The sequence below is a fragment of the Mesorhizobium sp. M4B.F.Ca.ET.214.01.1.1 genome (assembly GCF_004791545.1).
Classification (GTDB): domain Bacteria; phylum Pseudomonadota; class Alphaproteobacteria; order Rhizobiales; family Rhizobiaceae; genus Mesorhizobium; species Mesorhizobium abyssinicae.
The window spans coordinates 120,690-145,849 of the sequence record NZ_SRUX01000004.1 but is presented as its reverse complement, the minus strand read 5'-3'; the positions used below and the strand labels follow the sequence as shown (position 1 = coordinate 145,849).

The window sequence follows — 25,160 nt, the reverse complement described above, 5'->3', positions numbered from 1 at the left end:
TCATTCAATCGCGGCTTCCGGGAACGATAGGCTCTTGCAACCTACCATTCATGCTTCTGGGGCAGGGTCAGCTCGTAGAAGTCGGATTTCGAGCCGACGAAGATGTGCTCGCCAAGGCGAAGGCCGGTCGGCCGGTCGAGGGTGCCGGCCGTGACATAGGTCTCGGCGCCGGGTTCCGCCTTCCAGAACAGGTTGCCGCCGCAGCGCGAGCAGAAGCCGCGCTCGACCTTGGGCGACGAGCGGTACCAGCTGAACGTCGACGAGGTCAGCAGCCTGATATCCGACGACCGGCATGCCGTCATGACGGCAAAATTGCCGCTGGTGCGCGCGCATTGCGAGCAGTGGCATGCGATCGGCTGGAAGAGCTCGCCCGCGATCTCGTAACGCACGCCGCCGGCAAAGACAGCCACCCGTCACCATCCGATCCTCCGTGATGCGCTCGCTCGAAAGCGACCGAGGACCATGAAGCTAGTCGATCGACGCCGTTCGCTCCACTCTTCGCAAGCGGCCTCGATCATCGCGGTGGGGTCAATTGCACTCGGAGCCGTTCGGGCTTCCCTGATCACTTCACGGCTGCGAGCTTGTCGATCGCGGCGGTGAAGCCGGCCAGCGAGATCGGAATGGTCACCGGCTTGCGGGTCACCGGAGCGGTTCATCGTTTGGCGGAAACGTTGAGCCGTTCTATTTCTTGCCTTGCCGCAATCCCGGACGGAAAACCGTTACACACTTTTCCTGGAATTGCTCTAAACCCAGATGGCGCCAGAGGAGGATACGGATGAGTGATTTGAAGACGCAGACGGCACCGGCCGCGGCGGATACCGGGCTGCCGCTGTTCTATTCGAAGCCCGAGGCGCTCAACCCGATACGGCACGGCTCGCTCGGGCTGACGGCGCGTGCCGACTTCTCCTTCGCCCTGTCCGCCCATGCCATCCCCGTGGTGGCCTCGGAAATGCCGGCGGCGATGCGCTCCTATCCGATCGTCTTCATCGGCGTCGCCAAGGCGCCAGTGATCATCACCGGCGTGCGCCAGAACGAGAACCTGTTCGTCGATGCCGACGGCCGCTGGAGCGAGCCGCACTACATTCCGGCCTATGTGCGGCGCTATCCCTTCATCCTCGCCGACGAGACCAAGACGGCCGGCCGGCATCGACCGCGCCAGCGAGCGCGTCATCGACCAGCTGCTGGCGCCGTTCCGCGAGGATGGCGGCCAGATCGCGCCCTTCTTCAACGGCACCAAGCCGACCGAGGCGACCCGGCAGGCGCTGGCCTTCTGCAACCAGTTCCAGCCCGACTTCAACGCGACGCGGGCCATGATCGAGAAGATCGACGCGCACGGCCTGTTCGCGCCGCGCCAGAGCAAGGTGACACTGGAGGGCGGCGAGGTGCTGAACCTCACCGATTTCCAGGTGATCGACGAGGTCGCGTTCAACAAACTGAGCGACGAGGCCTTCTTCGACCTCAGGAAATCGGGCGCGCTGGGAATGCTCTATTGCCACCTCGCCTCGAGCAACAGCTGGACCTCGCTGGTCTAGCAGGCGTCGGCCCGCAAGGACGGGCGCAAGTAAGCTCCGGCGCGGCCTGCGCGCCGGCGATGCCCTGCGCCTCGTAACGGCGTCATAACATGGCGCCAGAGTACAAACGACCAGAGGCTTGCCGAGGTCGGTCCTTGCTCGGCGTGCCGGCGCGATTGCTGGCATGATCGAGGCTCGCTCCTGCCCTGCCGTCTGCGATCGAATTTCGCACCATTTTCGCCGTCGGCGAGCCGCTCATATTGGCTGCGTGACCAGCCGATGCCAAGTCTGTTCAAATGCAGCCATCGCGCGCCGGGCGCGAACCCTCGCGGTGGCAACGACAGCAAATGCTATGAAGAAGAGAATGCCTGGACCGGCGCCGCCGGCCGACACCGAGCTCGCCACTATGCCGGCCAGGGCCGCGTTCGAGCGCCGTAAGGATCATGGCAGCCGTGGCGCCGAATGCCATGGATGCAATCAGTCCGATGACCAACATGCCGCGGGAATAGTAAGCGACAATCAAGATGGCAGCGCACCCTGTCAGTCCCGGAATCGAGACCTGCATGGTCGCTCGGCCTTTCTCGCACAAGTCGCGGGTTGGATGTCGTCAGGCTGCCTGTGTTTCACACCCCCCTACTTCGGCAGACCAGGGGCCCGGACAAGGAAGCCAAAGGACGTAGCTGGACATCCCACGGCAGTAGGATGGCAGCCGATACTCCTTCCGAATGAGCCTGCGCACGGCCGGGCTGACGATACGTACTAAAGCTTAAGCGGGGTCAATGTGCTGGAGACCTCGGCACGATGTAAGCTGCCTTGCTGGCTGGATGCCGGCTGGGAGGACACAAGCACACGGGCGGTCGACGGGTTGCTTCGCGTTCCGAGAGGAGGAGGAGAAACGATATGACCGGCCAGGTCATGCAGGGTGCGCTGCGAGCCAAGCAACTCCGGCAGCTCAAGGAAGTCTACGACCGCGCCCGGGAGGTGAAGGCCAGATACCCGGAGTCACACATTGCAAGCAGAGCCGCCAAAAGACTGATCGACGCCTTCGAAACGGTGATCCGGGCCGACGGAACGGCCCTGGAGACGCAGTGGCTGCGTGACGCCAATCCCAAAGGAAACGCCTGAGACTTGGACTTCACGGGCGGCGTCCGCGAAGCCGGCGGACGAGGTGACCCTGCTGTCCCGTCGATGCCATCGACGCCTGCCCTAAGGCGGAGCCCGCTTGCCTCTCAACTTATCCGGGAACAGGCCGCGGCGTGTTCGCCGCGCGGCGCCCGCGCGCCGGGTAGTCACCGCCTTCCTCGGATGGGCCGCGCAATCGCCAAAGCGGAAAAAGTCATTTTCGACCCGCATCCATGCCGGATGCGGAACTTTGAAGTTCGGCGCAGCGTTGATGCAATTGGCTGATTTGCGCGGCGGGTGGGGCACGATGCATCGGCAAGGCCAGAACACACAAAGTTGTGTACAGCTGGCCTTTTGAAAGCAACTATTGTAGGTTGTGCATAAATTGAAACAAACTCGCGGGTCTCCATGCAGACGCTGTCGCAGTTCATAGGGTCACATCATTCGGGGGAAACATCGTCCAAGAACGAGTGGGCGAACAATGATTTTCTCGGCACCGCCAAGATCTACAAACCCCACTCGGTCCTGTGCCGCCAGGATGATGACGACGACACAATATTCATCGTGAAATCGGGTTGGGCCCTGCTCTACCGCGGGCTGCTGGACGGAGAACGGCAGATCATCGACACTCCGCTGTGGGGAGACGTTGTCGGCTTCCGTTCCGTCGACGGACCCCGTTTCGCATCGCTGGCGTCGATAACGGAACTGGCGGTTCATGAGGTTTCCAGGAAGGTGCTCGTCGAGCGCATTCTGTCGGGGGGCAGCTTCGGCAACAAGATCGCTTGCTCGCTCGCTCGCCTGAATGCCATCCTTGCCGAACATCTGGTGAATGTCGGGCGGCGCAATGCGATGAGCCGCACTGCTCATTTCCTGCTCGAATTGGAAGAGAGGCTGTCCTCCGTTGGCCTATCTGCCCATGGCAGATACGAGTGCCCCCTCACTCAGCACGAGCTGGCAGACATCCTCGGAATGACCACGGTTCATGTGAACCGGACATTGAGCGAACTTCGCAAGGCCGATCTCGTCTCTTTCAAGGCAGGCCATGTGGAAATCCTCAACCGCAAGAATCTGGTCAAGGTTGCCGGGTTCGACAATGAGTACCTGCGGTAGGGTTTCTCTCCCGCTACGGCCTAGTCTTATTCTCGTGGCTTGCCTCCCCGTGGCGCCAGGCCACAGTGCATCGGGCTGACCATGTCTCCCCTTTTGCAGCAAATTGCGATGCATCGAGAGCCCATCTCAGCGCAGGCCTTTCGACCAGAAATTTACTAAAAATTAACCTATGTTAGAGACCCCTAATAATTTGGTTCTAAACTACCCAAGCCGTTTCTTCGGGGGCAAACCGGGAAACTGCCAAGGACGCCAGGGCTTAGGGCAAAAGAGCGTCAACTTTTGGCGTAGGGTTGGGGATCACCTTCCAAATCTAGAGGACAAGGAGTTTATGTCGGCCGCCGGAAGGCGGCTCGGTGTGGGAAAGGGTGGGTAGTATGAGTACCGCAGTAGGACTGTCTAATTATGCTTCGGCCAATCAGCCGCGAGTTCCAGCCAACGGAACCGAAAATGCCTCCAGCAGGGAATGCCTGCTCATCTTGGATGGCAGGGCCTTAGACCGCGAGTGTCTAGCATCGGCCCTTGTAGAGCACGAACTCGGCATGGCGGTCGCCGCCATGGGTTCAATCGAAGAATGGCGTACGAAGAAGGGCTCGGCCCCTCCGCTTGTCGCCATACTCTTCAACCTCGGCGGCCGGAAGGTCACCGATCGTGGTATAGCGGACGAGATCAGGCACATATCGTCCGAGTTCAAATCAATCCCCTTGGTCATCCTGGCCGACAACGAAGAGCTGACACAGATCCTGACGGCTCTCGAATGCGGCGCGCGAGGTTACATTCCGACCTCCGTGGGGATCGATGTCTGCGTCGAGGCGATCAACCTTGCGGCAGCCGGAGGCATCTTCGTTCCGGCGAGCAGCGTTCTCTCCATGCGGCATCTGATAGATTCAGGCAGCCGCGACACGCAGCCTTTTACCGGAATGTTCACGCTCAGGCAGGCCGAAGTAGCGCAGGCGCTCCGGCGCGGTAAGGCGAACAAGATCATCGCCTACGAACTGAACCTGCGCGAAAGCACCGTGAAGGTGCATATCCGAAATATCATGAAGAAACTGAAGGCGACCAACCGCACGGAAGTCGCCTACAAGGTCAACGATCTCTTCGCGGAAGGAACGCTGGCCGAGAAGTGACCGTGTTGGATAGAACAACCTCCCGTTCCAGTGGACCCTGAGCCGACATGCAGGGTTGCCGCTGGAACGGAGCGTCCGCGCGTCCAGCTCAAAAATCATCTGACCCCGGAACGCTACGGGTAACGTCCGTGGGCCGCACGCCGAGCTCGGCCGCGGCTGACATTGCGCCGGAGTCTTGAGGGCTCCTGAGAGCCTGGAGGCCTGGTGTTTTGGAATCCGCCGATCAATCTGCAGAGTTGGCGGCGCTAGGGAAGGTGTACTTGCCGACCCAGCTTACGGCTTCCTCGATCGTGTCGAAGTTCTTGTGCTGCCCGCTCAGCAATCCGAAGCCCGTCTCGAGGAACCATTTTCCCTTCGTGGAATAGGCTTCCTCGTCGATCCGGGTGAGGACAGCAACCAACTGGCCAAATTTCCAAACAAGAAGGCCGGATTCTCCCCCCTCGACCGTTCCGATTCGAGCTTCGTTGAGCGAAAATCCAGGTGCAAGTGCAGCTTGGCCCACCTTAGTCAATTCCCTCAGAACGCATCGGCAAAAATACGTTGGCTTGGATCGCTGATTCCGTGCCTATCTTACCTGTAAATGACTGTTTCGCCGGACGACGACAGGCAAGTTTGTTAGCAGATCGCCGGATACGTTCAAAGCCCTTTCACTCCATGATCCACTGTTAGTTTCTGGCGCGAAACCCGCAAAGAATTCTGGCTTTCCGAAGCGTGAAAGCCCCGGCGAAATGCTCGGCTGCGTCGCGCAATCTCGCAAGCCCGACGAAGGTCTGGCGGTCGAGCCAGTCCTTGGCGCGCTGCGTCCGATCTTGCGTTCCCGCACGCTGGCCGTGAGCGGCACGTATGCATTCGGCTGGCGGAGGTTGCCGTCCCAATTCGAGCATAGATGATCGCGGAAGACATTCCAGGCCAGTTGGTTGACCTCCGCTGGCATCGAACCTGGAGAGGGTTAAATGCGCACCATCGCGATCCGTCTCCACCGCATCTTTTTGAGGGGGAATGCATCAACCCGAATATAGCGGGTTACACGGGATGAGCGTTCTCGATAAAGCGGTACCCCTTTTGTGCTTCAAATAGATCTTGCGGATAGCGAGAGGGCTGAGTTTCCATCTTTTCGTTGCCTGACGACGCGGGAGTGAGCACACCATGGTTCATCGCCCAAACCGCAGCCTGCGTACGGTTGCGAACCCGAATCTTGCGAAGGATTGCTTTGACATGCACTTTCACCGTAGCTTCGGCAATTCTAATCTCGCGCGCGATTGTCTTGTTAGACTCCCCTTCGATTAAGCAGCGCAGAATACATTTTTCCCTGGTTGATAAAATTGATAGTTCTCGTTCTACATTCTCAATTTTTATATCCACGCCGGTCAAATCATTAGTCAACGCATCATATTTCACGTCTTGCCTGATATCTCGAATAAACGACGAGGGTTCCACCGGTAGAACCGTCTGACCAAGCATAACCAATTCGAGCGCTTTGACGAAAGTGTCGGCAGCAGCGGCCTTTGTCAAATATGCGTCAGCCCCCGCACGAAAAGCTGAAACTATATCGCTCGATCGAGAGTGGTCGGCTAGCGCAACGACGTGGCTGTTCGGATAAATCGCTTTAAAATCAGTAATTTGTGCGAATTCAGCATCTGCATCGGTACCGCCGACATCCATGACGAGCAGGATGGGCCTGTGTTGGGGTAGTGGCTTCTGCAGAAGATCGTGAACGCAAGCCACGGAGAAAATGATACGAAATTTTGCTTCATCGAGGATTCTACTAAGGCCTTCTCGGAGTAACTCGCTTGGCCCGACAAGCACTGTCATACAAGATTGTTTTGTCATCGTAACTTCCCCAACACGTCGGGTAAGCGCTCGATGCGCCAACCGCCCATTTTTTGAAGGTACGCTAGGGAAACCCTACCCCAAAATACCCTCATTAGGCGTAGGGCCGCTTGTCGAGCCTGCCCGGGTTTCTGAAACCAGTGGCTTGGCACAGGGCATATAGAGCGGGCAGCGGACCTGCACCATCGCGGTTTTCGACGCGCGGCAGTGCTTGCCGGGCTTGGTTTTCCCACGGTGCGGCTGCCGCGTGCCGAGCGGGAGCCGCGGCCCATAAGCGGCAGGAGTGATCCCTCGCAGCAATCTGCTCATTGGACGAGTTCGCCAAAAGTGGTGCTTATCCGGAAGGAGTGCCCACAAAGGGATAGTTGTGCCGCAGGCGGTGAAGGATCACGATAACAGAGAGCCTTGCTCGTCGACGACCCGTGCCTCGACCAGTTCGGGAGGGGATTGCCACCATTGAAAAGGTGAAAGCCACGCGCCATGGCCAAAGATGACAATTCCGAACCTGTCTCTCCCTTGTCACCGGCGGCTGGCCGCATGGGAGTGAAGGCCATCCTGCTTGTCGTTGGGCTCTCCGGAGTCACCGTCCTGGGAGGAGGCGCAGTCAGACACTGGGAGGCCATCCAGGTTGCTTCCGGAGGCGTGACACAGAAGGTCGAGGATGTCTCGGTTGCGCTGGTGCAGAAGGCCGGGGCTGTCTCCGAAGCGTTGGCGCAGAGGGTTGGGGATGTCTCCGGAGCCCTTGTGCAGAAGGCGTCAGCTGCTATCGACAGCTGGAAAGATGAACCCCAAGATCAACCGGTTCAAACCACCTCCGAACCTTCCCGCGCAATCGTGTCGGGACCGGATGCGCCGAAGGCGACTTTGGTCGAAGGGAGCGTCGTACCTGCCGTCCCCACCAGTGCCGCGCGCCCCAAAGCGGTCAGCACGGCGCCAGACCTGCCAACCGGAAGTCTGTTCAGCGTCGGCGATCGTCTCAAGGTTGTGTTCTACGAGCGCGTCGACGTCGAGGAAGACAAATGGGGGGACGGGTCCTCGGCCTCTGCCCTGCGCGGCATCGTGCAGCGTCCGGAACTGAGCGGCGAGTATGTTGTCCAAGAGGACGGCACGATTTCCGTGCCCTTGCTTGGCTCCATTCCGGTCGCCAATCGGTCGACGCGACAAGTACAGGCTGACTCAGCGGAAATCTTCGGCCAATTGCTGGGCCGCAAGGGGTTGGTCGACATCCTGCCACTGGAGCGCTCGCCCATCTACGTACTGGGGCCGGTCAAGAATCCAGGCTCGTTTAAGTACGCGCCCGGCATGACGATCCTGCACGCCATCGCGCTGGCCGGCGGACTCGACCGGGGCGACAGCCAGCCGTGGCAGAAGATCGAAGCCGTGCGCGAAACCCAGAAGCGGAGCGGGGCGATCGATCAAATGTCGAAGTTGCTCGCCCGCACGGCGGTTCTGAAAGCCGAGCGCGACGGTACGGAACCCAAGATCCCGCGCCAGTTGCTGGAGTTGGCTGGCGAGACCGAAGCCGCCAACCTCGTCAACGAGCAGAGCGACCGGCGCAAGGCCATTGCCACCGCCCGCAAAGAGCGCGAGCGCACGATTAGGGGTGCGCTGGAGGCGGCAAAGCAGGATGTTACCACGTATGGGCACATGGAGTCGCTCGACGAACTCGTCAAGCTGCGCCAGGACCGCGTCAACAGCATGCGCACGCTCGTGGACCGCAACGTCGTCAGCATGACGGTGATGGATCAGGTCCGGAGCGAACTCTCCGACGCGGAACAGCGTCGGCAGGACGCCCTCAACCAGTACGCGATGGCCAAGCAGCGCCTCGCCTCACTTGAGGCCGAGGCGCTAAGGACCCGGGCCGACCTTGCGAACGATCTGGAGGTTGAGATCGAGTCCACGGAGAGCCAGATCGCGACCAATTTGCGCGAGTTGAACTCCAGCGAAGGCGTCCTCTACGCGTTGCCGGGGAGCAGCGCCCAGTTGGCGACGGACGCGAGCAGCGTAACCTATCAAATCGTGCGGCAATCGGCATCCGGGCCGGTCAGCATCAAGTCGGTCGGCATGACCCTGTTGCAGCCAGGCGACCTCGTCAATATCCTCGTGGGCGAAGAGGAACTGACGGTTTTGGGCTCGTCGCCGACCGCCGCGAGCTCGCCGGTCGCCGCGAGCGCTTCCAAAGATGGAGGTGCTGACCGCGCAGTGCCCGCCTTGAGTAGTCAGGAATAGGGACTTCACTTCTCGCGCTGGCGATACGAGACTTCGCCAAACAAGACAGACTCCGAGTACTCCATGGCTGAGCAGCAGGGCGCAATGGGGATATCCTTGGCATCATTGCCACAAACTTCAGTAGAACCGGCCATGAGCCAGGATACAGCTATTGACGTGACAGTGGAGACGATGCGGGACATCGCGAGGCTCGAGACCATTTGGACGGAGCTCGAAGCGCGGGCAAGTCACTCATTCTACCTGTCCTGGCTCTGGATCGGTACTTGGCTACGTCATCTGCCGCGCGGCGCGCAACCACATGTTCTGGTCGCTCGGACGTCAAGCAGGACCGTTGGATTGGCGATTATTTGCCGGCGCAAGACCTGGAGTTTCGGGCTGCATGCGCGGGCGCGTTGGCTACTCAATGAAACCGGAGACGTTCGTTTCGATCGATTATTCATCGAGTACAACAATATTCTTGCGGAGCGATCCCTGGCCGATGCCACGAGGTTGGCGTGCCTTGAGGCCCTGGCGCATCACTTGCGCCACTCTGACCAATTGGTGCTCTCCGGAATTGATCCGGACTTTGAGTTGGCCGCCTGTCGCACCGCGGGCCGAGCCGGGCTGCTTGCCGATGTGAGGGCGGACGATATGGCGCGGTGGATCGATTTCGCCAAAGTCCGCCAGAAAGGCGGAAATTTCCGCGCCACATTGGGCCGCAATACTCGGCAAGCGGTAAGCCGCGCCATGCGGCTGTATGCTGAACGCGGCCCCATTTCGTTCCGGACCATGGAAGCCACATCGGAGGCGCTCGCCGCGTTTGATTTGCTCGCCGAGCTTCATCAGGTGCGGTGGGGACGCAAGGGAGCCTTCGCCCATCCGAGCTTCCGTCGATTTCACGAGGAGCTCATTGCACGCGGAGTTCCCACCGGGGCCGTCCGCATCTCACGGACTTTGGCTGGGGACCAGACAATCGGGATCCTCTACAATTTCGTGCATGACGGCCGTGTCTACAACTACCAAAGCGGTTTTCTCTATGAGCGCGACGGCCGGCTCAAGCCCGGGCTTGTCAGCCATGTTCTGGCCATCGAGGACAGCATCGGGCGCGGGGAGTGCGGCTACGATTTTCTGGCAGGCTTCTCGGGGCACAAGTCCCGCCTGGCCAATGCGGAACATCCTTTGAAGTGGATCGCAATAGGCAGGGACGGTCCGGAGCGCCGCATCGAGGCAAAGCTGCGCGGTGCCAGGCGGGTGCTGGGGACCGTAGCTACGAACATGAAAGAGCGGCTGTTTGAAGCACAGCGCGTATCCGGTTCAACTCGGTATCAGAGCACCTGTTCGCGCGATAGGCTCTCTAATCTATGTTTCAGCGTGGCGGAATTGGTAGACGCACCGCACAGTTAATGCGACGCCGCGAGGCTTGTAGGTTCGACCCCTACCGCTGGAGCCATAGATCTAGAGGCAGCATATCAAGTCGTTGAACAGGGGCCTTTCGGCTCCCGTTTGGAAAGAGTTGCACTTGTGCGCGTGAGCGCTCCAAGCGATCGGCATCCACCTATGTCTTCTGACTGCTGCCCTGAGCTCAACTTGATACAATTTCCTGGCGCGGGCGGGGACGATCGCCATGGCGCATTGGGCGCGAACCGTTTTCCTGCTGTCTCGGCCAAGCTGGGATCCGAGATCATAGTGCCGATTCTCGAGAATGATGGTTTGCAGCTCCTGGCGTTCATCCTCGATGCTGAGCAGATCGTCATCCGCGAGATAGGCATTTGGCTCAGCGAAGAGGAACGCCGGCGCGCCGAGGGGTTGAGGCTGGAGCGGGACCGCCGCCGCTTTGTCGCGACCCGTGGGCAGCTGCGCCGGATCCTCGCTTCCAGGCTGGGAATCGCGCCGTCCGACGTCGAACTGGAATATGGACGCCAAGGCAAGCCACACCTCTCGCACCGCATGCCTGCTCGCGATCTGCGCTTCAGCGTCTCACGATCCGGAGATCTCGCGGTCGTCGCCCTCTCGACCAGGCAGGATATCGGGGTGGACATCGAGGCCGTTCTCCCCGTGCCCGAAGCGGACGAGATCGCAGCGCTCTGCTTCTCCGCCTCCGAGTATGGGTCCTACACCGCCCTCGGTCCGGAAGACCGGTTGGAAGGTTTCCTCCGGCGCTGGACCCGGCTGGAGGCTATCTCCAAGGCTCTGGGGTGCGGCTTAGGACAGCCCCTTTCCTGGGTTGAAAGGGATTGGGCTGTCCATAGCTTCGTGCCGAAACCTGGCTACGTGGGGACGGTAGTAGTCCAGAATTGGTAGTCCGAAATTGAAGTGCCCGCGATGCCATCATTCACTTACGATGCAATGCGGATGAGCGATGAGGTCAACCAACTCGAGAGGCCCTATGTCGGCGGACGTGATGCAGATCCCAGAGCTTCTCGCAGACCTCGCGGTCAAGGACATCAAGGTCTGGGTAGAGGGCGGCCGGCTGCGGTGCAACGCGCCAGCTGGCGCACTGACTGCCGAGTCTTCCGACCAGTTGCGTGACCGGAAGGGCGAAATCATCGCGTTTCTGAACATGGCCACTGCGGCAGCCCGGCAACAGCCAGCAATCATTCCCCTGCAGTCTCGCGGAACACGCACGCCCATTTATGCCGTGCCCGGGCATATCGGGGCGCCCTTCTCATTCTCGGACCTGTCGAAGCACCTGGGTGGCGATCAACCGTTCTACGCACTCCAACCGTCTGGCTTCGACGGGCAGAGCGAACCGATGGAACGCGTCGAAGATATCGCCGAGTATTTCGCCCGCCAGATCGTCGCATATCAGCCCACCGGTCCGTACATCATCGCCGGCTACTGCTCCGGCGCCGCAACCGCTCTCGAGCTGGCGAAAATCCTGCATCAACGCGGAGCGGAGGTCCCGTGCATGGCGCTCTTTGGCCCCCTTCATCCCATCATCTTTAAGCAATTGCTGCATCAGCTGTATTTCTTTGCCAGTCGCACCGCCGATTCGTCCCTGCGAGAGATAGCAAAGCTGCCGACATTCGGCGCTCGTCTCCGGTATTTCGGCAGGCGTCTCCGGAACCTTGGCGGGCGCGTCGGCGCCCTAGTGCTCCCCGTCCGCAAAAGCAAAGAGCCTGTCACGTCAGATCCGGTGCTAGCGAGCAGAGCTCGACTCAAATCCACGGCGATCACGGCTTTGCGGCGGTACATCCCCACCCCGTATTCGGGTCGAGTATGCATATTCCTTCCAAACAAGGCCTGGATGCGATCGGGTGCGGCACCGCGCCAATGGCTTCGAGTGATGCCCCAAGCCGAGTTTTATTTCGGGCCCGACGACTGCAACGATAGCCATATGCTGGAGGAGCCGGACGCATCTGCCATCGCAGAGCTTTATCGCAAGGCAACCCGAAAGGCTGAGCGATTGACGTGATTGATTTTTGATTTCTGCAATGGGGAGCGTATCTCATGAATGAAGTCCTACCTATCGCGGCGGAGGGCGTTGCGCGCCCCTTGTTGAAAGGTCCCGATCGTCGGGCGCTGGTTGTCGAGTACAACGCCACGGCAGCGCCTTACCCGTCGGACAGGACGATCATTGATCTCTTCCGCGACCAGGCGACGCGCAGTCCTGACGCTGAAGCGATCCGCTTCGGCGACGCAACGCTGACGTACCGGCAACTCGACGAACGATCTGACCAGATGGCCACGCATCTGAGCTCGATCGGCGTGGGACCGGGTCGGATTGCCGTTGTGTTCATGGAGCACTCCATTGAAGTCGTCGTCGCGATCTTAGGCGTCTTGAAGTCAGGCGCAGCCTATGTGCCGGTGGACGCGGCAACACCGAAGGGGCGTCTCGCGACAATCCTGAAGGACATTGCCGACGGGACCGACGGGCGGGCGCCGGTGGCGATCACTCAGACGCGCCTGCAGTCGGTCATTTCCCCGAACATTGCCGACATTTTCGTGCTCGACGCCGATTTCGGATCGATTTTGAATCAGCCGGACTCGGCCCGGCCGTCCGCGGCCACTCCGGACGGCGCCGCCTATATCATCTTCACCTCCGGCTCGACCGGCACGCCTAAGGGCGTCGTGATCGAGCACCGGAACCTGGTGAACTATATCTGGTGGGCCGCTCGGGTGTACAGTTCCGGTGAACGTCTCGCATGGCCCCTTTTCTCATCCCTGGCCTTCGACCTGACCGTCACAACGCTCTTCACGCCACTCATCACCGGCGGCCGAATCGTGGTCTATCTGGGTGATCCCGGAATCCAGAGCATGGTCGTGCTCAAGGTCATCGACGACAATGCCGTCGACATCATGAAGCTGACGCCGGCGCACCTCGCGATGGTCCGCGACCGCAATCTCGAGACCACAAGGCTGCGCAAGTTCATCGTGGGTGGCGAGGACTTCAAGACCGAATTGGCTCGCTCTATCACGAAGGCCATCCCCGGTCCTGTCGAGATCTACAACGAGTACGGACCAACCGAAGCCACTGTGGGCTGCATGATCCACCGTTTCGACATCGACCGGGATCATTCCGCATCGGTGCCGATCGGCGTCCCGGCCGCCAATGCAGGCATCTATGTCCTCGACAACGCACATCAGCCCACCGCCTCCGGCATTATCGGCGAGATGTTCATCGCCGGCGACGGTCTCGCAAGAGGTTATTTCAATCGCCCCGACCTCACCGACGCACGTTTCCTCACGGTCGCCGATCCCCAAGATGGGTTTTCGAGGCTGCGGCTGTACAAGACGGGCGATCTCGCCCGCTGGAATTCGGAAGGGCGCCTGGACTTTCTCGGCCGCGCCGATCATCAGGTGAAGGTTGGTGGCGCGCGTGTCGAACTGGGCGAGATTGAAGCTCGTCTTCTGAAGCACCCGCACGTCCAGGAATGCGCTGTCGCTGCCATCGCCGCCACGGTGGTGACACCAGCGACAGACGGCATCGCACGGCTTGTGGCCTACTATGTATCGTCGAAACCCCTGACGGTGGCGGAGCTGCGCGCCCACCTCGCCGAGCAACTCCTGGAGTCCATGATTCCGACGCACTATGTTCGCCTCGAACGGATGCCGCTCACATCCAACGGCAAGATCGACCGCTCGGCGCTTCCCGAGCCGACGGCGAAAAACATCCAGCCTGCACAAGATTTCGCTGCCCCCTCGACGGAGACCGAAAAGAGGCTGGCCGCGCTGTGGTGCGATCTTCTGAAGGTCGAGTCGATCGGCCGTGACGACAACTTCTTCGGCCTGGGCGTGCACTCGCTCCTGGTGATGCGGGCGGTGGCGCGCATGCGAGAGACCTTCGGCGTCGACGTGCAGCTTCGCAACCTCTTCGAGCGCCCGACCGTGACCGGACTGGCGGAAGTGATCGACGGAATGCATTGGGTGGCCGAGTCGAGAGCCCCTTTAGTCTCGGAAGGACCGAGAGAGGAAATCGAATTCTAGCTTGCCGCAAGGCCTCCGAATGGCTGGGGGACCAATCCCACGGAAGTTCTTGCGCTGGCATGGCAGAGCGGATGAAGACGATGGACAAAGGATGGGAACCGGGGCGCGGGCCGGGCCTGCCTTGGGCGGCGGGGGAGTACGAACTCTTACGTGACCAGGTGCGCCGGTTCGTCGAGGAGGAGATCAAACCCGTTGCAGATCGCTGGGAGGAAGACGGGTTCATTCCCCGTCCGATCCTGCGACGCATGGGCGAACTCGGCTTCCTCGGCATCCGCTACCCGGCCGAGTACGGTGGTGCGGAGATGGACGCGGTCGCATCGACGATCTTCGCCGAGGAACTCGGGCGCTCGACCTATGGCGGCTTCGCCGACGCGACACTGGTCCATACCGACATGGCTTCCGTGCATGTCTTTCGCGATGGGACCAAAGCCCAGCGGACCCGCTGGATGCCAGGCATTGTCAGCGGCGAGGTGATCACCGCGCTCGCCATCACTGAGCCAGATGCGGGCTCGGATGTGAAGGAAATCCGCACGCGTGCCCGCCGAGAGGGGGACTTTTACGTCCTCGACGGCACGAAGCTCTACATCACGAACGGCGTCCACGCGGATCTCTACTGCGTCGCCGCCAAGACCGATCCCTCGGCGGGAATGCACGGGATCACGATGTTCCTCGTCGAGAAGGGCACGCCTGGCTTTAGCGTTGCCCGCGAGATGGACAAGCACGGCTGGCGCTCATCCGACACTGCCGAGCTCGTCTTCGACGGTTGCCTTGTCCCCGCCGAGAACGTGCTTGGCGCGGAGGGACAGGGCTTCTACTCCATCATCAGCAACCTCCAGAACGAGCGCCTTGTCCTCGGCGGCATGGCGATAGGCGCGGCCGATGCGGCGATCGATATGACCCTCGCCTGGGTAAAAGCGCGCCGCGCATTCGGGGGCGTGCTATGGGACATGCAGGCGATCCGTGAACGCCTCGCGATGCTGTCTGCGAAAGTAGAGGCGAGCCGCCAGTTTCTCTATGCCACCGCTTGGCGCATGGCGGCGGACGAAGATTGCCTGCGCGAGGTCTCGATGGTGAAGGCCATCTGCGGCGAACTCGTCAACGAGGTCATGTACACCTGCGTGCAGTTCCACGGCGCCATGGGCCTCATGCGCGAGAGCCCGATCGAGCGCATGGCGCGTGACGCCCGCGCCATATCCATCAGCGGCGGCGCCACGGAGGTAATGCTGGAGGTGGTCGCATCGTTGTCGTGAGCCCAATGCGGCAGTGAGGACATCGCTCCCTGGCGTTGATTGTAAGATGGCCGCGTTAAGGGCTCTTCGGAACGGCGGGTAGGGTTGGCTGATGGGGTCTTTCGGCTGTTCTTTTTTCCCCCACCCGCACTCAGGCGGCGCTGGAGGAAAGGATAAGCGGTCATTGTCATGAGCGCCTGTCGATGCAGGCCCCGCCAGGAGCGGACTACGACGTCACGCCTGGGGCGCCGATCCGGCGCCCACCGACGGCTTGCGGCCGCTGCGCCGGCCCGTCTCGCTGCTCGCCTCTTAGTTTCCTGCTCCGTTCTATCGTGCGGTGCGTAACGCTCACTTTCGTGTCGTCACCCCACAATGCTGTCAGTTCATGCTCAGGCGGTAGACCTGAACGTCGGTCACCTCCAGTTCGAGCGTTGCCGGGGTCGAACTGTCGTAGGCCGTGTGCCAGCCAGACGCGCTGCTGTTGGCAATACTCAGACTGATGAGCAGGGTCATGGCACCGGTCGGCACGTTCGTAGTGACGGTTCGCTTGAGCACACCATCGAAAAAGAACTTGATCGACACGCCCGGTTTGTACTCCATGCCCCAGACGTGGTAGTCGGCCGACAGGTCCACACCAGCATCGAAGAACCGCTGCTCGTTGGTGGCAGCCAACAAAGCGTTTGCCAGCACTCGGTTGGCCGACTTTGCCAGCACTCCGTTGGCCGACCCGGAGCCGTGGAGGAACCCGCCCTCCTGCGTGTCGATCTCGGCCCCGCCCTCGAGATGCCAGAAGCCTGGCCATCCGCCAGTGCTGACGTCCGGTTGCTTCATGCGTATCTGGGCGTAGCCACCGGCAAACGAAAACTTGCCGTGCGTGCAGATAGCGCCGGACTTCCACGCGTACCCGGCGAACCGGTTGCTTCTCGTCGCAACGATCTTCAAGCCTGATGGGCCAGTGCTGATCTGAGCCGGGTCGAAGTACTCGGCGTCGAACCCACCAGCGTTCATCGCGGAGTACGGCGATGGCACGCTCTGCTGCCAGATACCGTTCTGGTCCGCGATCGCCGGTATCCACTTCGTGGAGTCGAGCGAATGCCCGGCGAAGGTGTCCTCGAATATCAGCTGACTGGTAGTGTACCCAGTTGGCGGTGGCAGCGACGACCCACCGCCTCCACCACTGGTGTCGCACGAGACGATCATGAGCGTTGTGACAGAAATGTACTTCGATATACTCTTCATATTGCCCTCTCGTAACGAGGGCTTGACCAAGATGCGATTGCAATGGTCGCCACCGCTCATCGATGTCACAGCCAATCTTAAAGCGAAACGACAAGGACTGGATAGTCGACAATGAGAGGATACCCCGACTATATTGCGGCGCGGCAGGTGGGCCTCGATGCGACCATAGGGCACGAGGTTATAGAGGTATCAGTCGCTTTAACGCTACTGCCCTACCCTCTTGGTCTTCGCCGCGCATTATCCGACCGCTGCAACGCCTTCGCCTCATCCCATGTCGCACGGCACATCCAAGCGTCGCACTCCTCATCCGCGGTGTGATCACGGCATAGCCTTGGGATGAAACGGCTCGTTCGGCGCCGTTGTGAGGAAGCCATAAACGTAGCGGTCCGTCCGTCGGTCGCCGTTGAATGTCGCCACATGCCTCATTTGCGGGCGAACCAGACCGCGTTTTTTTGGTCACTGGGCTCCGCTCGGAAGCGCACTCAGCGAAGCTGTTCGCCGGGACCAAGCAATGGTTTTCCGAGCTGTGCCACGCCAGCCGGTGATGGGAGGAAATGCTCCTGATGATGTTTGTAGTTGGGAAACCTCCTGCTTGTGGCGGTGGCGGCATTATCCAGCCAGGTGGTCTTGGGGCGGCGTGTCGATGCTGATCCTCGAGTGGTACCTCTTTATCCCCGCGATCAGACCTTGATCGAGTGATAAAGTTTGCAGAACTGAACGATGATCGTTGCGATGCCGCCGTCCGAGCGGGCCCCCTCTCTCCGAGCGGGCCCCTCGACAAGCCACAGCCAACAAATCCTGCATCGGTGTCATTGGATGGTTCCTGAATGCTCATAGCTTTACTAAGAGATTCGGCTATCAAGCTGTATGTGCTGACCGCCAAGCTCGGCCTGCAGGGTCTTCCGATTTTCCACCGCGCCTATCTTGCGCTTTATCCCCTCTACAAAAGGTATTTTGAAGCAGGCCCGATCGATCAGCTCAGGGAATTCGTGCCAGGCGGATCGCTGGTCATCGATGTCGGCGCCAATGTCGGCTTCTTCACGCTCCGTTTTGCTGAATGGGTCGGCGATGGCGGAAAAGTGATCGCCATCGAGCCGGAGGATCAGAATTACAGCGGCCTGATTTCCGCGCTCGAGCGCGCGGGTTTCCTTGGCCGCGTTGAGGCGCTGAGGGTGGTCGCCGCCGCTGAGCCCGGCACGACCTTTCTCGAAATCAACCCGCTTTACCCGTCCGACCACAAGCTTTCCCGGAACGGCACCGGCGTGCCGGTCACCGCCGTGACGCTCGACGGGCTGCTCGCGGACAAGGGACCCCGGCGCCCGGCGCTCGTGAAAATCGATGTGCAGGGCGCCGAACTGCTGGCGCTTCAGGGCATGATCGAGATCCTGAGGTTCGCCCGGCCGGCCCTGTTCGTCGAACTTTCCGACCAGGGATTGAACAAGTTCGGGGCGTCGGTTTTGGTAGTCCTGCGCCTCTTGTCGGATAACGGATACGAGGCATACTGGCTGACCCGGACCGGGCGCCGAAAGGCAAGCCAATCCGAGATTGAGGCCAGAACAACCGGTACCAAATCTGCCGATGTGCTGTTTCTTCCCCTTCATCGTACTTCTGAGTGACGGAGGAATCGCGCATCAGCGTCCGAGAATTTCATCGCGACTTCCATGGCCGCCTCGGCAGCGCCTTGGCATAGAAATCCTCAAGCGCGGCGCGCACCGACTTGACGCCATCCAGCATCACATCGAGCTGCTTGCGGACCGCAGCCCTTCGCGCCGGCAGCGTCATGACATCACTTTCGGCAATTGAGGCTTCGGCCGCGGCGCTCAGGCTTGCGCGTTCGAGCATCTCAAGCGGGTCCTGACAACGCGATCCCGTCTTTCAAGTCTGGAGCGGCGACGGGGGCGACTCTTCGTGCACGGGGCCTGCGGCAGAATCAAATTTTATTGCGAAGGCCAAAGTCAGGGCCGCGCACACGCCCTCGATGCTGGTGGCGAGCGTCCAGCCCAGGACTAGGCCTTCAAGTCCACCGAGCCTCGCTCCAGCTATCACCAAGCCCAGCTCCAGCAATCCGCCAAGCGCGAACCAGCGAGATGCCTTGCGCATCCTGTCGCCCAACCGCGCCAGCGTGCAGGCATGAAATTTAAGCGTTGTTCCCAGCAGGCTGAAGCCAAGGAAGCGCAGGCTCGAACCGGCGATCTCAGCATAGGCCGGATTGAAGACCGCAAGGATCTTCTGTGAATAGGTGAAGATGAAAACGGCGCAGACCAGCGAAAAGAGCAATGACGCCATCACCGATAGAAGGATGTCGTGTCTGGATTGTTTCGGGCTCGCTCTCACCACGGGGAACAGGACCGTGGCCATGGCCGCGGGAATCAACGAGGCGATGGTGACCAGCATCCATAGGGATACGAAAGCGGCATTGATGGCCGGAGACAGGAGAACGAGCACGACGTAGGGCATGATGATGCCGGGAGCCTGCAAGGCCACGTCGAGCACGTAGTGGTCGAAGACCTTGCCCCGCAGCGTGCGGAGCAGCTGGAAATCGGGAGGCCCAACGAGGCGACGCGCACCGCCCCGGGTCAACAGGTCCACGCCGATGATGGACGCCAGAAGTCCGGCCACCCAGCTCAGAATAAGCGCGGTATGGGAGGTGTAGCCGCCAATCGCGGCGGTGGCGATGAACATCAGCTTCAACGTGCAGAAAAGCACTTGCCGGATCATCCTGCCGGTGGCGCGCAGGTTGCCCAGGAACGCCTGGTCGGCCAAGATGGCGAAAACGGTCAGACCGCAGCCGAGGACGAACGCAACGCCCACGAACCAGCCGCCGATCAGCTCGGTAGAGCTGCTGAAATACGCGTGCCCGAAGACGAACAAGAAGGCCAGCCCGACCCCCAGCGCCAGCCCGAAGCACAGTGCTGCGGCCACCAGGCCGCGCTCCCTGCCGGGATTCCGGACGATCTCGCCCACCAGCATCGTTCCGAGCCCCGCCTCCCCCAGCGTGCCGATAAGTCCCATCACGGACAGTAGAGCAGAGGTGTTGCCGATCACCTCCGGTGGAAACAGCCGCGCCGCGAGCCACCAATAGACGAATCCGAGACCGGCCGCTGCAACCGTTCCGGTTGCCATGGCGCCGGAATTCATCACGAACGCGGCGCTCTTTCGAAGCTCTCGGCGCACGCGAGCAATGGCCGCCCCGGATTGGTCTACCGACATCATTGCTATCCCGAACCTTGCTGTGCCGGCACCGCGGACCTTCCGGGGGCTGGGCGCAGGACGTCCCGGTACACCTGCTCGATACGGGTCACGACCGCTCCGGCCTTGAGGCGCTCGATCCTGGCGAGGCCTGTCGCCTCCAGGCGGGCGAGCAAGGCGCGGTCATCGAGAAGTGTCTGCATCGCGCTGGCGAGGGCGTGCGCGTCGCCGCTCGGCACGAGAAGGCCTGTTTCGCCATGATTGACGATATCCGGCATGCCGCCGATGTCGGTTGCAACAACTGCCTTTCCGGACGCCATCGCTTCCATGATCACTGTCGCGCAGGCTTCTGGCCCCACCGACGGCAGCACGCCGAACAGTGAGCGCCGCCATGCATGCATGATGGCGGAATGCGGCCACATGTTGAATATTCGAACGTTCGGCGGAAATTCGGTTGGCGTATCGGCGACCCGGCGCCCGACCAGCACCAGTTGCGGCGCCCGCTTCAGGCTGGCATAGGCTTGCAGGAGAACTTCAATGCCCTTGAGGCGTGTCAGGTCGCCGACGAACAGGATGAATCCATCCTCGGGAAGCCCCTGCAGGCAGGCATCTTCCGGGCCGAGCACTTCGACATCGTCGGGCACGAAGTTGGGGATGACGTCGTAGGGGGCGCGGCCTTGGGTGAGTCCGGTGTGACCGGCGACCGCGTGGCTCACCGCGATGAAGCGGTCCACCACGCGCCGAGCGGCAAAGCTCGTCGCCCAGTTACCCAAGGTAGTCGCGGTTGCCTTCACCGCTCCGTAATGCCGTGTGGCACAGGGCAGGCACTTTGCCGTCGCCGGGCCGCTGCAGAGTTGGGCGCCCAAGTGCATGAAATTCTTTTTGGCGCAGACAAGGCCGTAATCGTGGAGCGTAACCACGAGGCGTGCCCCGCTCAGACCTTTGAGCGGCAGGAAGGACGCGTAGATCCAGTTATGGGCGTGAACGATGTCCGGCTGCTCCCGGGCGACCAGCCGCTGCAGGGCAAGCACCAGATGGGGATCCGGGAAGGGCGGTGCGTGGCGGCGATCGGGATCGGCGTGGAGGCCCGACAGACGCTGGAGCGTGCCGCGCAGGCGATGGACGCGTACCTCGCCGTCCAGTTCGGTTTCGGGCGATCCAGGATGCATCAAGGTCCCGACGCTGACCTGATGGCCCCGCCGCGCCAGCGCTGCGCCCAGATTGCGGACGTGCCGCTCCTCTCCGCCGATCACCGGAGGATAGAACTGCGATAGCAGCAGGATGCGCATGATCGAGCCTCGTTTCAGATGCGCGGCACCAGCGTCGAAACGCTGCGATAGAGTCGGTTGTCCCCCGGTCGATAGAGCCGGGCTTCGGCGGTCTGGCGAGTCGCCAGGGCCGGCACCGGGACTTCTCGCGTCCAGGTGTCGCCCGGCGCGATGGCGATCGATCGGAGAACCGCCAACGGTTGCCCATCAAGAGTGATTTCGACGTCGAAGTTTTGAGGTTGTGTCTCGGCGCTCCTGATGCCGACGGTGATCCGGCCGGACTCGCCACTGATCGACGGCAACAACCAGAACTCGGTGTATTTGAATTCCCGGTAGGCCGCTTCGTCGCTGACGGCCAGCGCATAGGCTCCGGTTGCCACAAACATTGCCAACAGGATCGCGGCCCCCTGCCAAAGCCGGAACCGCGTGCGAGCCGGCCAAGCTGGCAGGTCGGGAGTGTCGCGGCGGATGGCGGCCACCAGTGCCGCGGCGGCTGTCACGGCCCAGAACCACGCCGCCCAGCCGAGCGGCGTAAGGTAGTCTGCGGCGTTGAGGGCAAACCCCCCGGCGATGCCGGCGGCGAAGCTTGCCCCGACCGCGTAAGCGAGGTGTTGCAACACTGAGGTGGTCCGGACGCCAATGGCCCGCAGAATCGAGTGGCCCGAGACGAGGAACACCATGGGCGCGCCCAGGAGGGTACGCAGGAACACATTGTCGCTGAGCGCTACGGCCGCCACCGTCGCTGCTGCCCACAGAAAGGCGACCCAAAGGTCCCGCTTGCTAGGGATTCCCATGCAATCCCCTCACGTCATAGATCATGATCCAGCCGTTGTCGTAGATGCGGGCGACGCCCTGGATATGATTGAACTTGAGCAGCGCTGCACCCGAGAGCGGCTTTTCCTGGTGCCGTTGCCACGGCTGAAAGTTAGAGCCGAGCACCGGCGGAGCCGTGGTCAGGCGCAGGTCCACCAGCAGGAAATCGATGTCGCTCCCCGCCAAGGCCCAAAACTCGTCGGCCCCCAAATTCTCGGCCTCGAATATGCGCGCGGCATCGACGCCCGTTTTGATCCTGACCCTGACGTCCTGCCGGCCGTAGGCCGCAAGGAGAAGGCGGTTGATGCGGTCGGATGTGAAGCGGTTGCCGGCACCGAGCCATTCCCTAACCCAGCGTGCCGTTTCGATCCCCATGGGCTCGATTGATTCCTGATCTGCCGCCACCCTGTAGCGCCCATGGATCGGATTGATCGCAGCGCTTGCGACGCCGCCCAGGACGATAACCGCTACAGCGAGGGCCGGCGCGATGCGGCGCCACCCGCGCGGTGTGCGGCCTTGCCAGAAGTGGACAATGCTCACCGCGACGACCAGCCCGACGCCGATGAACACGAACGTTGCCATGCGGTTGCCGATTTCCCATCCGGCGGAGGTCAGTCGGAAGGCGACTGAGACGGGGAGCCCGAAGGCCAGCAAGGTGAGGAGCACGAGCCGACTGTCGCGCCAGCGGCGTTGGAAAATCTCCTGAATCGGACGCCAATCCGACCGCCCACCACTCGGAGCCGCCATGGCCAACGACCGGAAGAAGCCCGTTGCCAGGCCGAGTGCCAACAGCAGGAGTGCCGTCAAGGTAGTCAGCCGCAAGTAGAGGGCCTTATCCGGCGCTCCGAGGTGTTCCGACATTGGGCTGGCCGCGCCCAGGATCTTCGCGAGCAATGCGTTGAGGCCGGCCCCGATAACCGGGCCGAGATAGGCTGCGAGAGGGATGCCACGCCACTGCATCCACAGGAACGGCAGAGCGATGGCCAGGATCGCCGTGAAGCTCACGACGATCCTGGCCTCGAACCGCAGGGGGTCGTGCCGGCGCAAAGCCTCGAGGCCCGCCAGCGCTCCAAAATAGATGGCGGCGAAGGCGGCCGAGAGGTGATGCGTGACCGCGAGGCTTGCCAACAGCAAGCCAACCAGCCCGAGCGACTTCAGCCTCGATAGCCCGACGAGATTATTAGGGGCTGCTTCGACCGCAAACGTCAGCACGCAAAGCACGATGCCGAGGCTCTGGTAGGAGAAACTTGAGTCGAACAGGAAGAAGGTTGAGCAGCCCATATAGACCAGACAGGCGATTGCCGAGATACGCGGCGATCCGGTGATGCTTTCGAGGAACAGAAACAGGGCACCGATGAACGTGCCCTTGAGGATGACAAGCAAGAGCGTCCCCGCCACAACCAAGGACAGTCCCGTCAGATCGACGATCGCCGTCGTCAGGATCTCCAGGGCGGGATACGTTGGCCCAATCGGGAAAAGCGGATTGGACAGGAACAGACGGCGGGCCGTGATCAGATCCTGGGTTGCGATCCAGTGCAGGTACTCGTCGTAACCGCTGAAGCTCGTCGGGGAATAGACCTTCTTGCAGTAGAACAAGGCTTCGCTAAGCAGGAACAGGAGGCACAGACGCTCCCCCCGGGCTGTCGTCGGCCAGGCGATGCGGAGGCTGGTCGGAACGACCAGGAGGATGACACCGGAGCAGAAGAGCAGCGGCGCCATCTCATAACCCCGGCGCCCGGCTCCGTGCCCGGCCACGACCAGGAGCAGAGCCGTGGCGACCGTCAGGCCCAGAATCGCGATCCATCCGCAGCTAGCCCGTTGCGGCGGGGCATCGGCGCTGCCGCCGCGAAGGTCGGGACCGATAATGGCCGAGATGAACCGTATCCCGGCCTTGAGCGGGCTAATCCTGGTTCCCGCGGTGAAATGAGCCGCCATCATCAGCATCATGCCATCGTCGCGGGAGGCCACGATGTCACGCGTCCGGGTGGCAAGCGGACCGTGGATCGGCTGCTCAGCACATCACGATAGACGTCGCTCAGCGCTTGCGCGCAGGCATCCCAGTCGGGCAGCGCCAAATCCGGGACCTCCCGATGGGCCTCCAGTTCCTCGGCCATGGCGACGGCCAGCTCCGCCGGACCGGCGTTGCACGCAATCGCCCGGCACAGGCCATTGGCGGCCAGTTCCCGCAGACCGGACGTGTCGGTGACGAGGACCGGACGGCGCAGCGACAGGGCTTCCATCACGGCGACCGGGTGGGCTTCGTATTCGCTGAACAGCACGAATAGCCCGGCACTTGCCAGGAGGTCTGCCATTCTCTGCCGCTGTGACCCGGGAATACCCGCAATCGTGACCCGCTTCTCGAGGCCGAGCGTCCCGACAAAGCGCCGCAATTCTCCCTCGTACGGGCCTGTACCGACGATGTGCAGTCGCACGTCCGGTAACCGGCGGATCAGTTCGGGCAAGGCCGCGATCGCCCGGTGATGGCCCTTGTAGCGCTCCAGCCTGCCGCCCGAGACGATCAGGTGCGGATCGACCTTGACGCCTGGGCTCGGAGCCGGCATTGCGGCGCCGTTCGGGATGACGACAAACCGCTCCCGCGGCACGCCCATCCTCCCGCTGAAGAAGTCGGCTTCGAATTCGGAGACGCCGATCAGGCGCGCCGCCCGGGCGACCAGCGGCCGGAGCAGCATGTGCTGGGTGCTGCGCACTGCGTTGCGCAACCGGGAGGAATGCCCGCCGCTGTGGAAGGTCAGGACGAACGGCACGTGCCCGCGGACGGCCGCGAGCAGTCCGATCGGCACCACGAAAGAACTGTAGCCCTGGAAGTGGATCAGATCCCAAGTCCCGCGCCGGATCGCTGTGTAAATGCCCGGCGCCACATAGAGATCCAGCTCCCTTGGCCAGGCCGGTACGCGCTGCACATGCATGCCGCGCACCTCCTCCTCGACTGGCAGCTCCCCCGAGGGATCGGTCGTGAGCACGTCGACCGCGTGGCCACGCGCCACCAAGCGGGGACCGACCTCCTGGATGTGAGTTTCGGTTCCGCCCATAAAGGGGTAGCAGCGAGCGGCAACCATCAAGATTCGCATC

The 25,160-nt window shown here is 61.7% G+C and carries 21 protein-coding genes, 1 tRNA gene and 2 pseudogenes; 13 read left to right on the top strand and 11 right to left on the bottom strand.

Features of this window, described 5'->3' with window-relative positions:
- Positions 1-41: 41 nt before the first annotated feature.
- Positions 42-410 (bottom strand): GFA family protein, encoded by a 369-nt coding sequence (locus EN857_RS09940; RefSeq protein WP_210212279.1) that lies wholly within the window; start codon positions 408-410, stop codon positions 42-44.
- Between the two features lie 365 nt (positions 411-775).
- Between EN857_RS09940 and EN857_RS36140 the strand changes: the two are divergent.
- The 5 genes and pseudogenes from EN857_RS36140 to EN857_RS09915 all read left to right on the top strand — a co-directional run.
- Positions 776-1,066: pseudogene (locus EN857_RS36140) on the top strand (SapC family protein); the annotation flags it as partial.
- Complete coding sequence (locus tag EN857_RS36135) at positions 1,050-1,532, top strand: SapC family protein (protein WP_348627049.1); 483 nt, start codon at positions 1,050-1,052, stop codon at positions 1,530-1,532. The pseudogene EN857_RS36140 and the gene EN857_RS36135, both read left to right, overlap by 17 nt.
- Before the next feature lie 879 nt (positions 1,533-2,411).
- Positions 2,412-2,636, top strand: a complete 225-nt coding sequence (locus tag EN857_RS09925; protein WP_127309024.1) for a hypothetical protein — start codon at positions 2,412-2,414, stop codon at positions 2,634-2,636.
- Between the two features lie 405 nt (positions 2,637-3,041).
- Positions 3,042-3,743, top strand: a complete 702-nt coding sequence (locus tag EN857_RS09920; RefSeq protein ID WP_127309023.1) for a Crp/Fnr family transcriptional regulator — start codon at positions 3,042-3,044, stop codon at positions 3,741-3,743.
- Between the two features lie 467 nt (positions 3,744-4,210).
- Entirely contained in the window at positions 4,211-4,867 is a 657-nt protein-coding gene (locus EN857_RS09915) for a response regulator transcription factor (protein ID WP_245478124.1), read from the top strand.
- 223 nt (positions 4,868-5,090) lie between these two features.
- On the opposite strand, the gene EN857_RS09910 is transcribed toward EN857_RS09915, so the two are convergent.
- Both EN857_RS09910 and EN857_RS09900 read right to left on the bottom strand, forming a co-directional pair.
- The gene (locus tag EN857_RS09910; RefSeq protein WP_187331225.1) at positions 5,091-5,369 is read right to left on the bottom strand and encodes a hypothetical protein; all 279 of its coding nucleotides are present in this window, start codon (positions 5,367-5,369) and stop codon (positions 5,091-5,093) included.
- A 521-nt stretch (positions 5,370-5,890) separates the two neighbouring features.
- Positions 5,891-6,697, bottom strand: a complete 807-nt coding sequence (locus EN857_RS09900; protein WP_127310753.1) for a response regulator transcription factor — start codon at positions 6,695-6,697, stop codon at positions 5,891-5,893.
- Between the two features lie 480 nt (positions 6,698-7,177).
- On the opposite strand from EN857_RS09900, the gene EN857_RS09895 reads away from it, so the two are divergent.
- The 7 genes from EN857_RS09895 (at position 7,178) to EN857_RS09865 (ending at position 15,582) form a co-directional block, all read left to right on the top strand.
- Positions 7,178-8,926: a polysaccharide biosynthesis/export family protein gene (locus EN857_RS09895; protein WP_127310752.1), complete on the top strand. Its 1,749-nt coding sequence runs from the start codon at positions 7,178-7,180 to the stop codon at positions 8,924-8,926.
- A gap of 63 nt (positions 8,927-8,989) precedes the next feature.
- Positions 8,990-10,309, top strand: a complete 1,320-nt coding sequence (locus tag EN857_RS09890) for a GNAT family N-acetyltransferase (protein WP_245478337.1) — start codon at positions 8,990-8,992, stop codon at positions 10,307-10,309.
- Positions 10,271-10,355, top strand: a tRNA-Asn gene (locus tag EN857_RS09885). Before EN857_RS09890 ends, EN857_RS09885 begins: the two co-directional genes overlap by 39 nt.
- A gap of 137 nt (positions 10,356-10,492) precedes the next feature.
- Positions 10,493-11,206, top strand: coding sequence for a 4'-phosphopantetheinyl transferase superfamily protein (locus EN857_RS09880; protein ID WP_245494497.1), 714 nt, complete (start codon positions 10,493-10,495; stop codon positions 11,204-11,206).
- 85 nt (positions 11,207-11,291) lie between these two features.
- Entirely contained in the window at positions 11,292-12,320 is a 1,029-nt protein-coding gene (locus tag EN857_RS09875) for a thioesterase domain-containing protein (protein ID WP_245478335.1), read from the top strand.
- Between the two features lie 35 nt (positions 12,321-12,355).
- Complete coding sequence (locus tag EN857_RS09870) at positions 12,356-14,332, top strand: non-ribosomal peptide synthetase (RefSeq protein WP_127310750.1); 1,977 nt, start codon at positions 12,356-12,358, stop codon at positions 14,330-14,332.
- 71 nt (positions 14,333-14,403) lie between these two features.
- Positions 14,404-15,582 (top strand): acyl-CoA dehydrogenase family protein, encoded by a 1,179-nt coding sequence (locus EN857_RS09865; RefSeq protein WP_127283938.1) that lies wholly within the window; start codon positions 14,404-14,406, stop codon positions 15,580-15,582.
- A 68-nt stretch (positions 15,583-15,650) separates the two neighbouring features.
- Here the strand turns inward: EN857_RS09865 and EN857_RS35525 are convergent.
- Positions 15,651-15,785, bottom strand: a pseudogene (locus EN857_RS35525) (IS701 family transposase); the annotation flags it as partial.
- A gap of 154 nt (positions 15,786-15,939) precedes the next feature.
- On the bottom strand, positions 15,940-16,800 hold the full coding sequence (locus EN857_RS09860; protein WP_187331226.1) for a glycoside hydrolase family 16 protein: 861 nt from the start codon (positions 16,798-16,800) through the stop codon (positions 15,940-15,942).
- 827 nt (positions 16,801-17,627) lie between these two features.
- Here EN857_RS09860 and EN857_RS09850 point away from each other — a divergent pair.
- Entirely contained in the window at positions 17,628-18,416 is a 789-nt protein-coding gene (locus EN857_RS09850; RefSeq protein WP_127283936.1) for an FkbM family methyltransferase, read from the top strand.
- A 31-nt stretch (positions 18,417-18,447) separates the two neighbouring features.
- Here the strand turns inward: EN857_RS09850 and EN857_RS09845 are convergent, their stop codons facing one another.
- Genes EN857_RS09845 through EN857_RS09820 form a run of 6 tightly spaced genes read right to left on the bottom strand, consistent with a single transcriptional unit; the run spans position 18,448 to position 25,159 of the window.
- Entirely contained in the window at positions 18,448-18,642 is a 195-nt protein-coding gene (locus EN857_RS09845) for a hypothetical protein (RefSeq protein WP_127311949.1), read from the bottom strand.
- Positions 18,643-18,675: 33 nt separating this feature from the next.
- Entirely contained in the window at positions 18,676-20,010 is a 1,335-nt protein-coding gene (locus EN857_RS09840; RefSeq protein WP_135908909.1) for a hypothetical protein, read from the bottom strand.
- 5 nt (positions 20,011-20,015) lie between these two features.
- Positions 20,016-21,278: a glycosyltransferase family 4 protein gene (locus EN857_RS09835; RefSeq protein WP_127309831.1), complete on the bottom strand. Its 1,263-nt coding sequence runs from the start codon at positions 21,276-21,278 to the stop codon at positions 20,016-20,018.
- Positions 21,279-21,292: 14 nt separating this feature from the next.
- The gene (locus tag EN857_RS09830) at positions 21,293-22,051 is read right to left on the bottom strand and encodes a hypothetical protein (RefSeq protein ID WP_128346496.1); all 759 of its coding nucleotides are present in this window, start codon (positions 22,049-22,051) and stop codon (positions 21,293-21,295) included.
- Positions 22,038-24,017 (bottom strand): hypothetical protein, encoded by a 1,980-nt coding sequence (locus EN857_RS09825; protein WP_127309829.1) that lies wholly within the window; start codon positions 24,015-24,017, stop codon positions 22,038-22,040. The genes EN857_RS09830 and EN857_RS09825 overlap by 14 nt, the downstream gene beginning before the upstream one ends.
- Positions 24,014-25,159 (bottom strand): glycosyltransferase family 4 protein, encoded by a 1,146-nt coding sequence (locus tag EN857_RS09820; protein WP_127309828.1) that lies wholly within the window; start codon positions 25,157-25,159, stop codon positions 24,014-24,016. The genes EN857_RS09825 and EN857_RS09820 overlap by 4 nt, the downstream gene beginning before the upstream one ends.
- Position 25,160 lies beyond the last annotated feature (1 nt).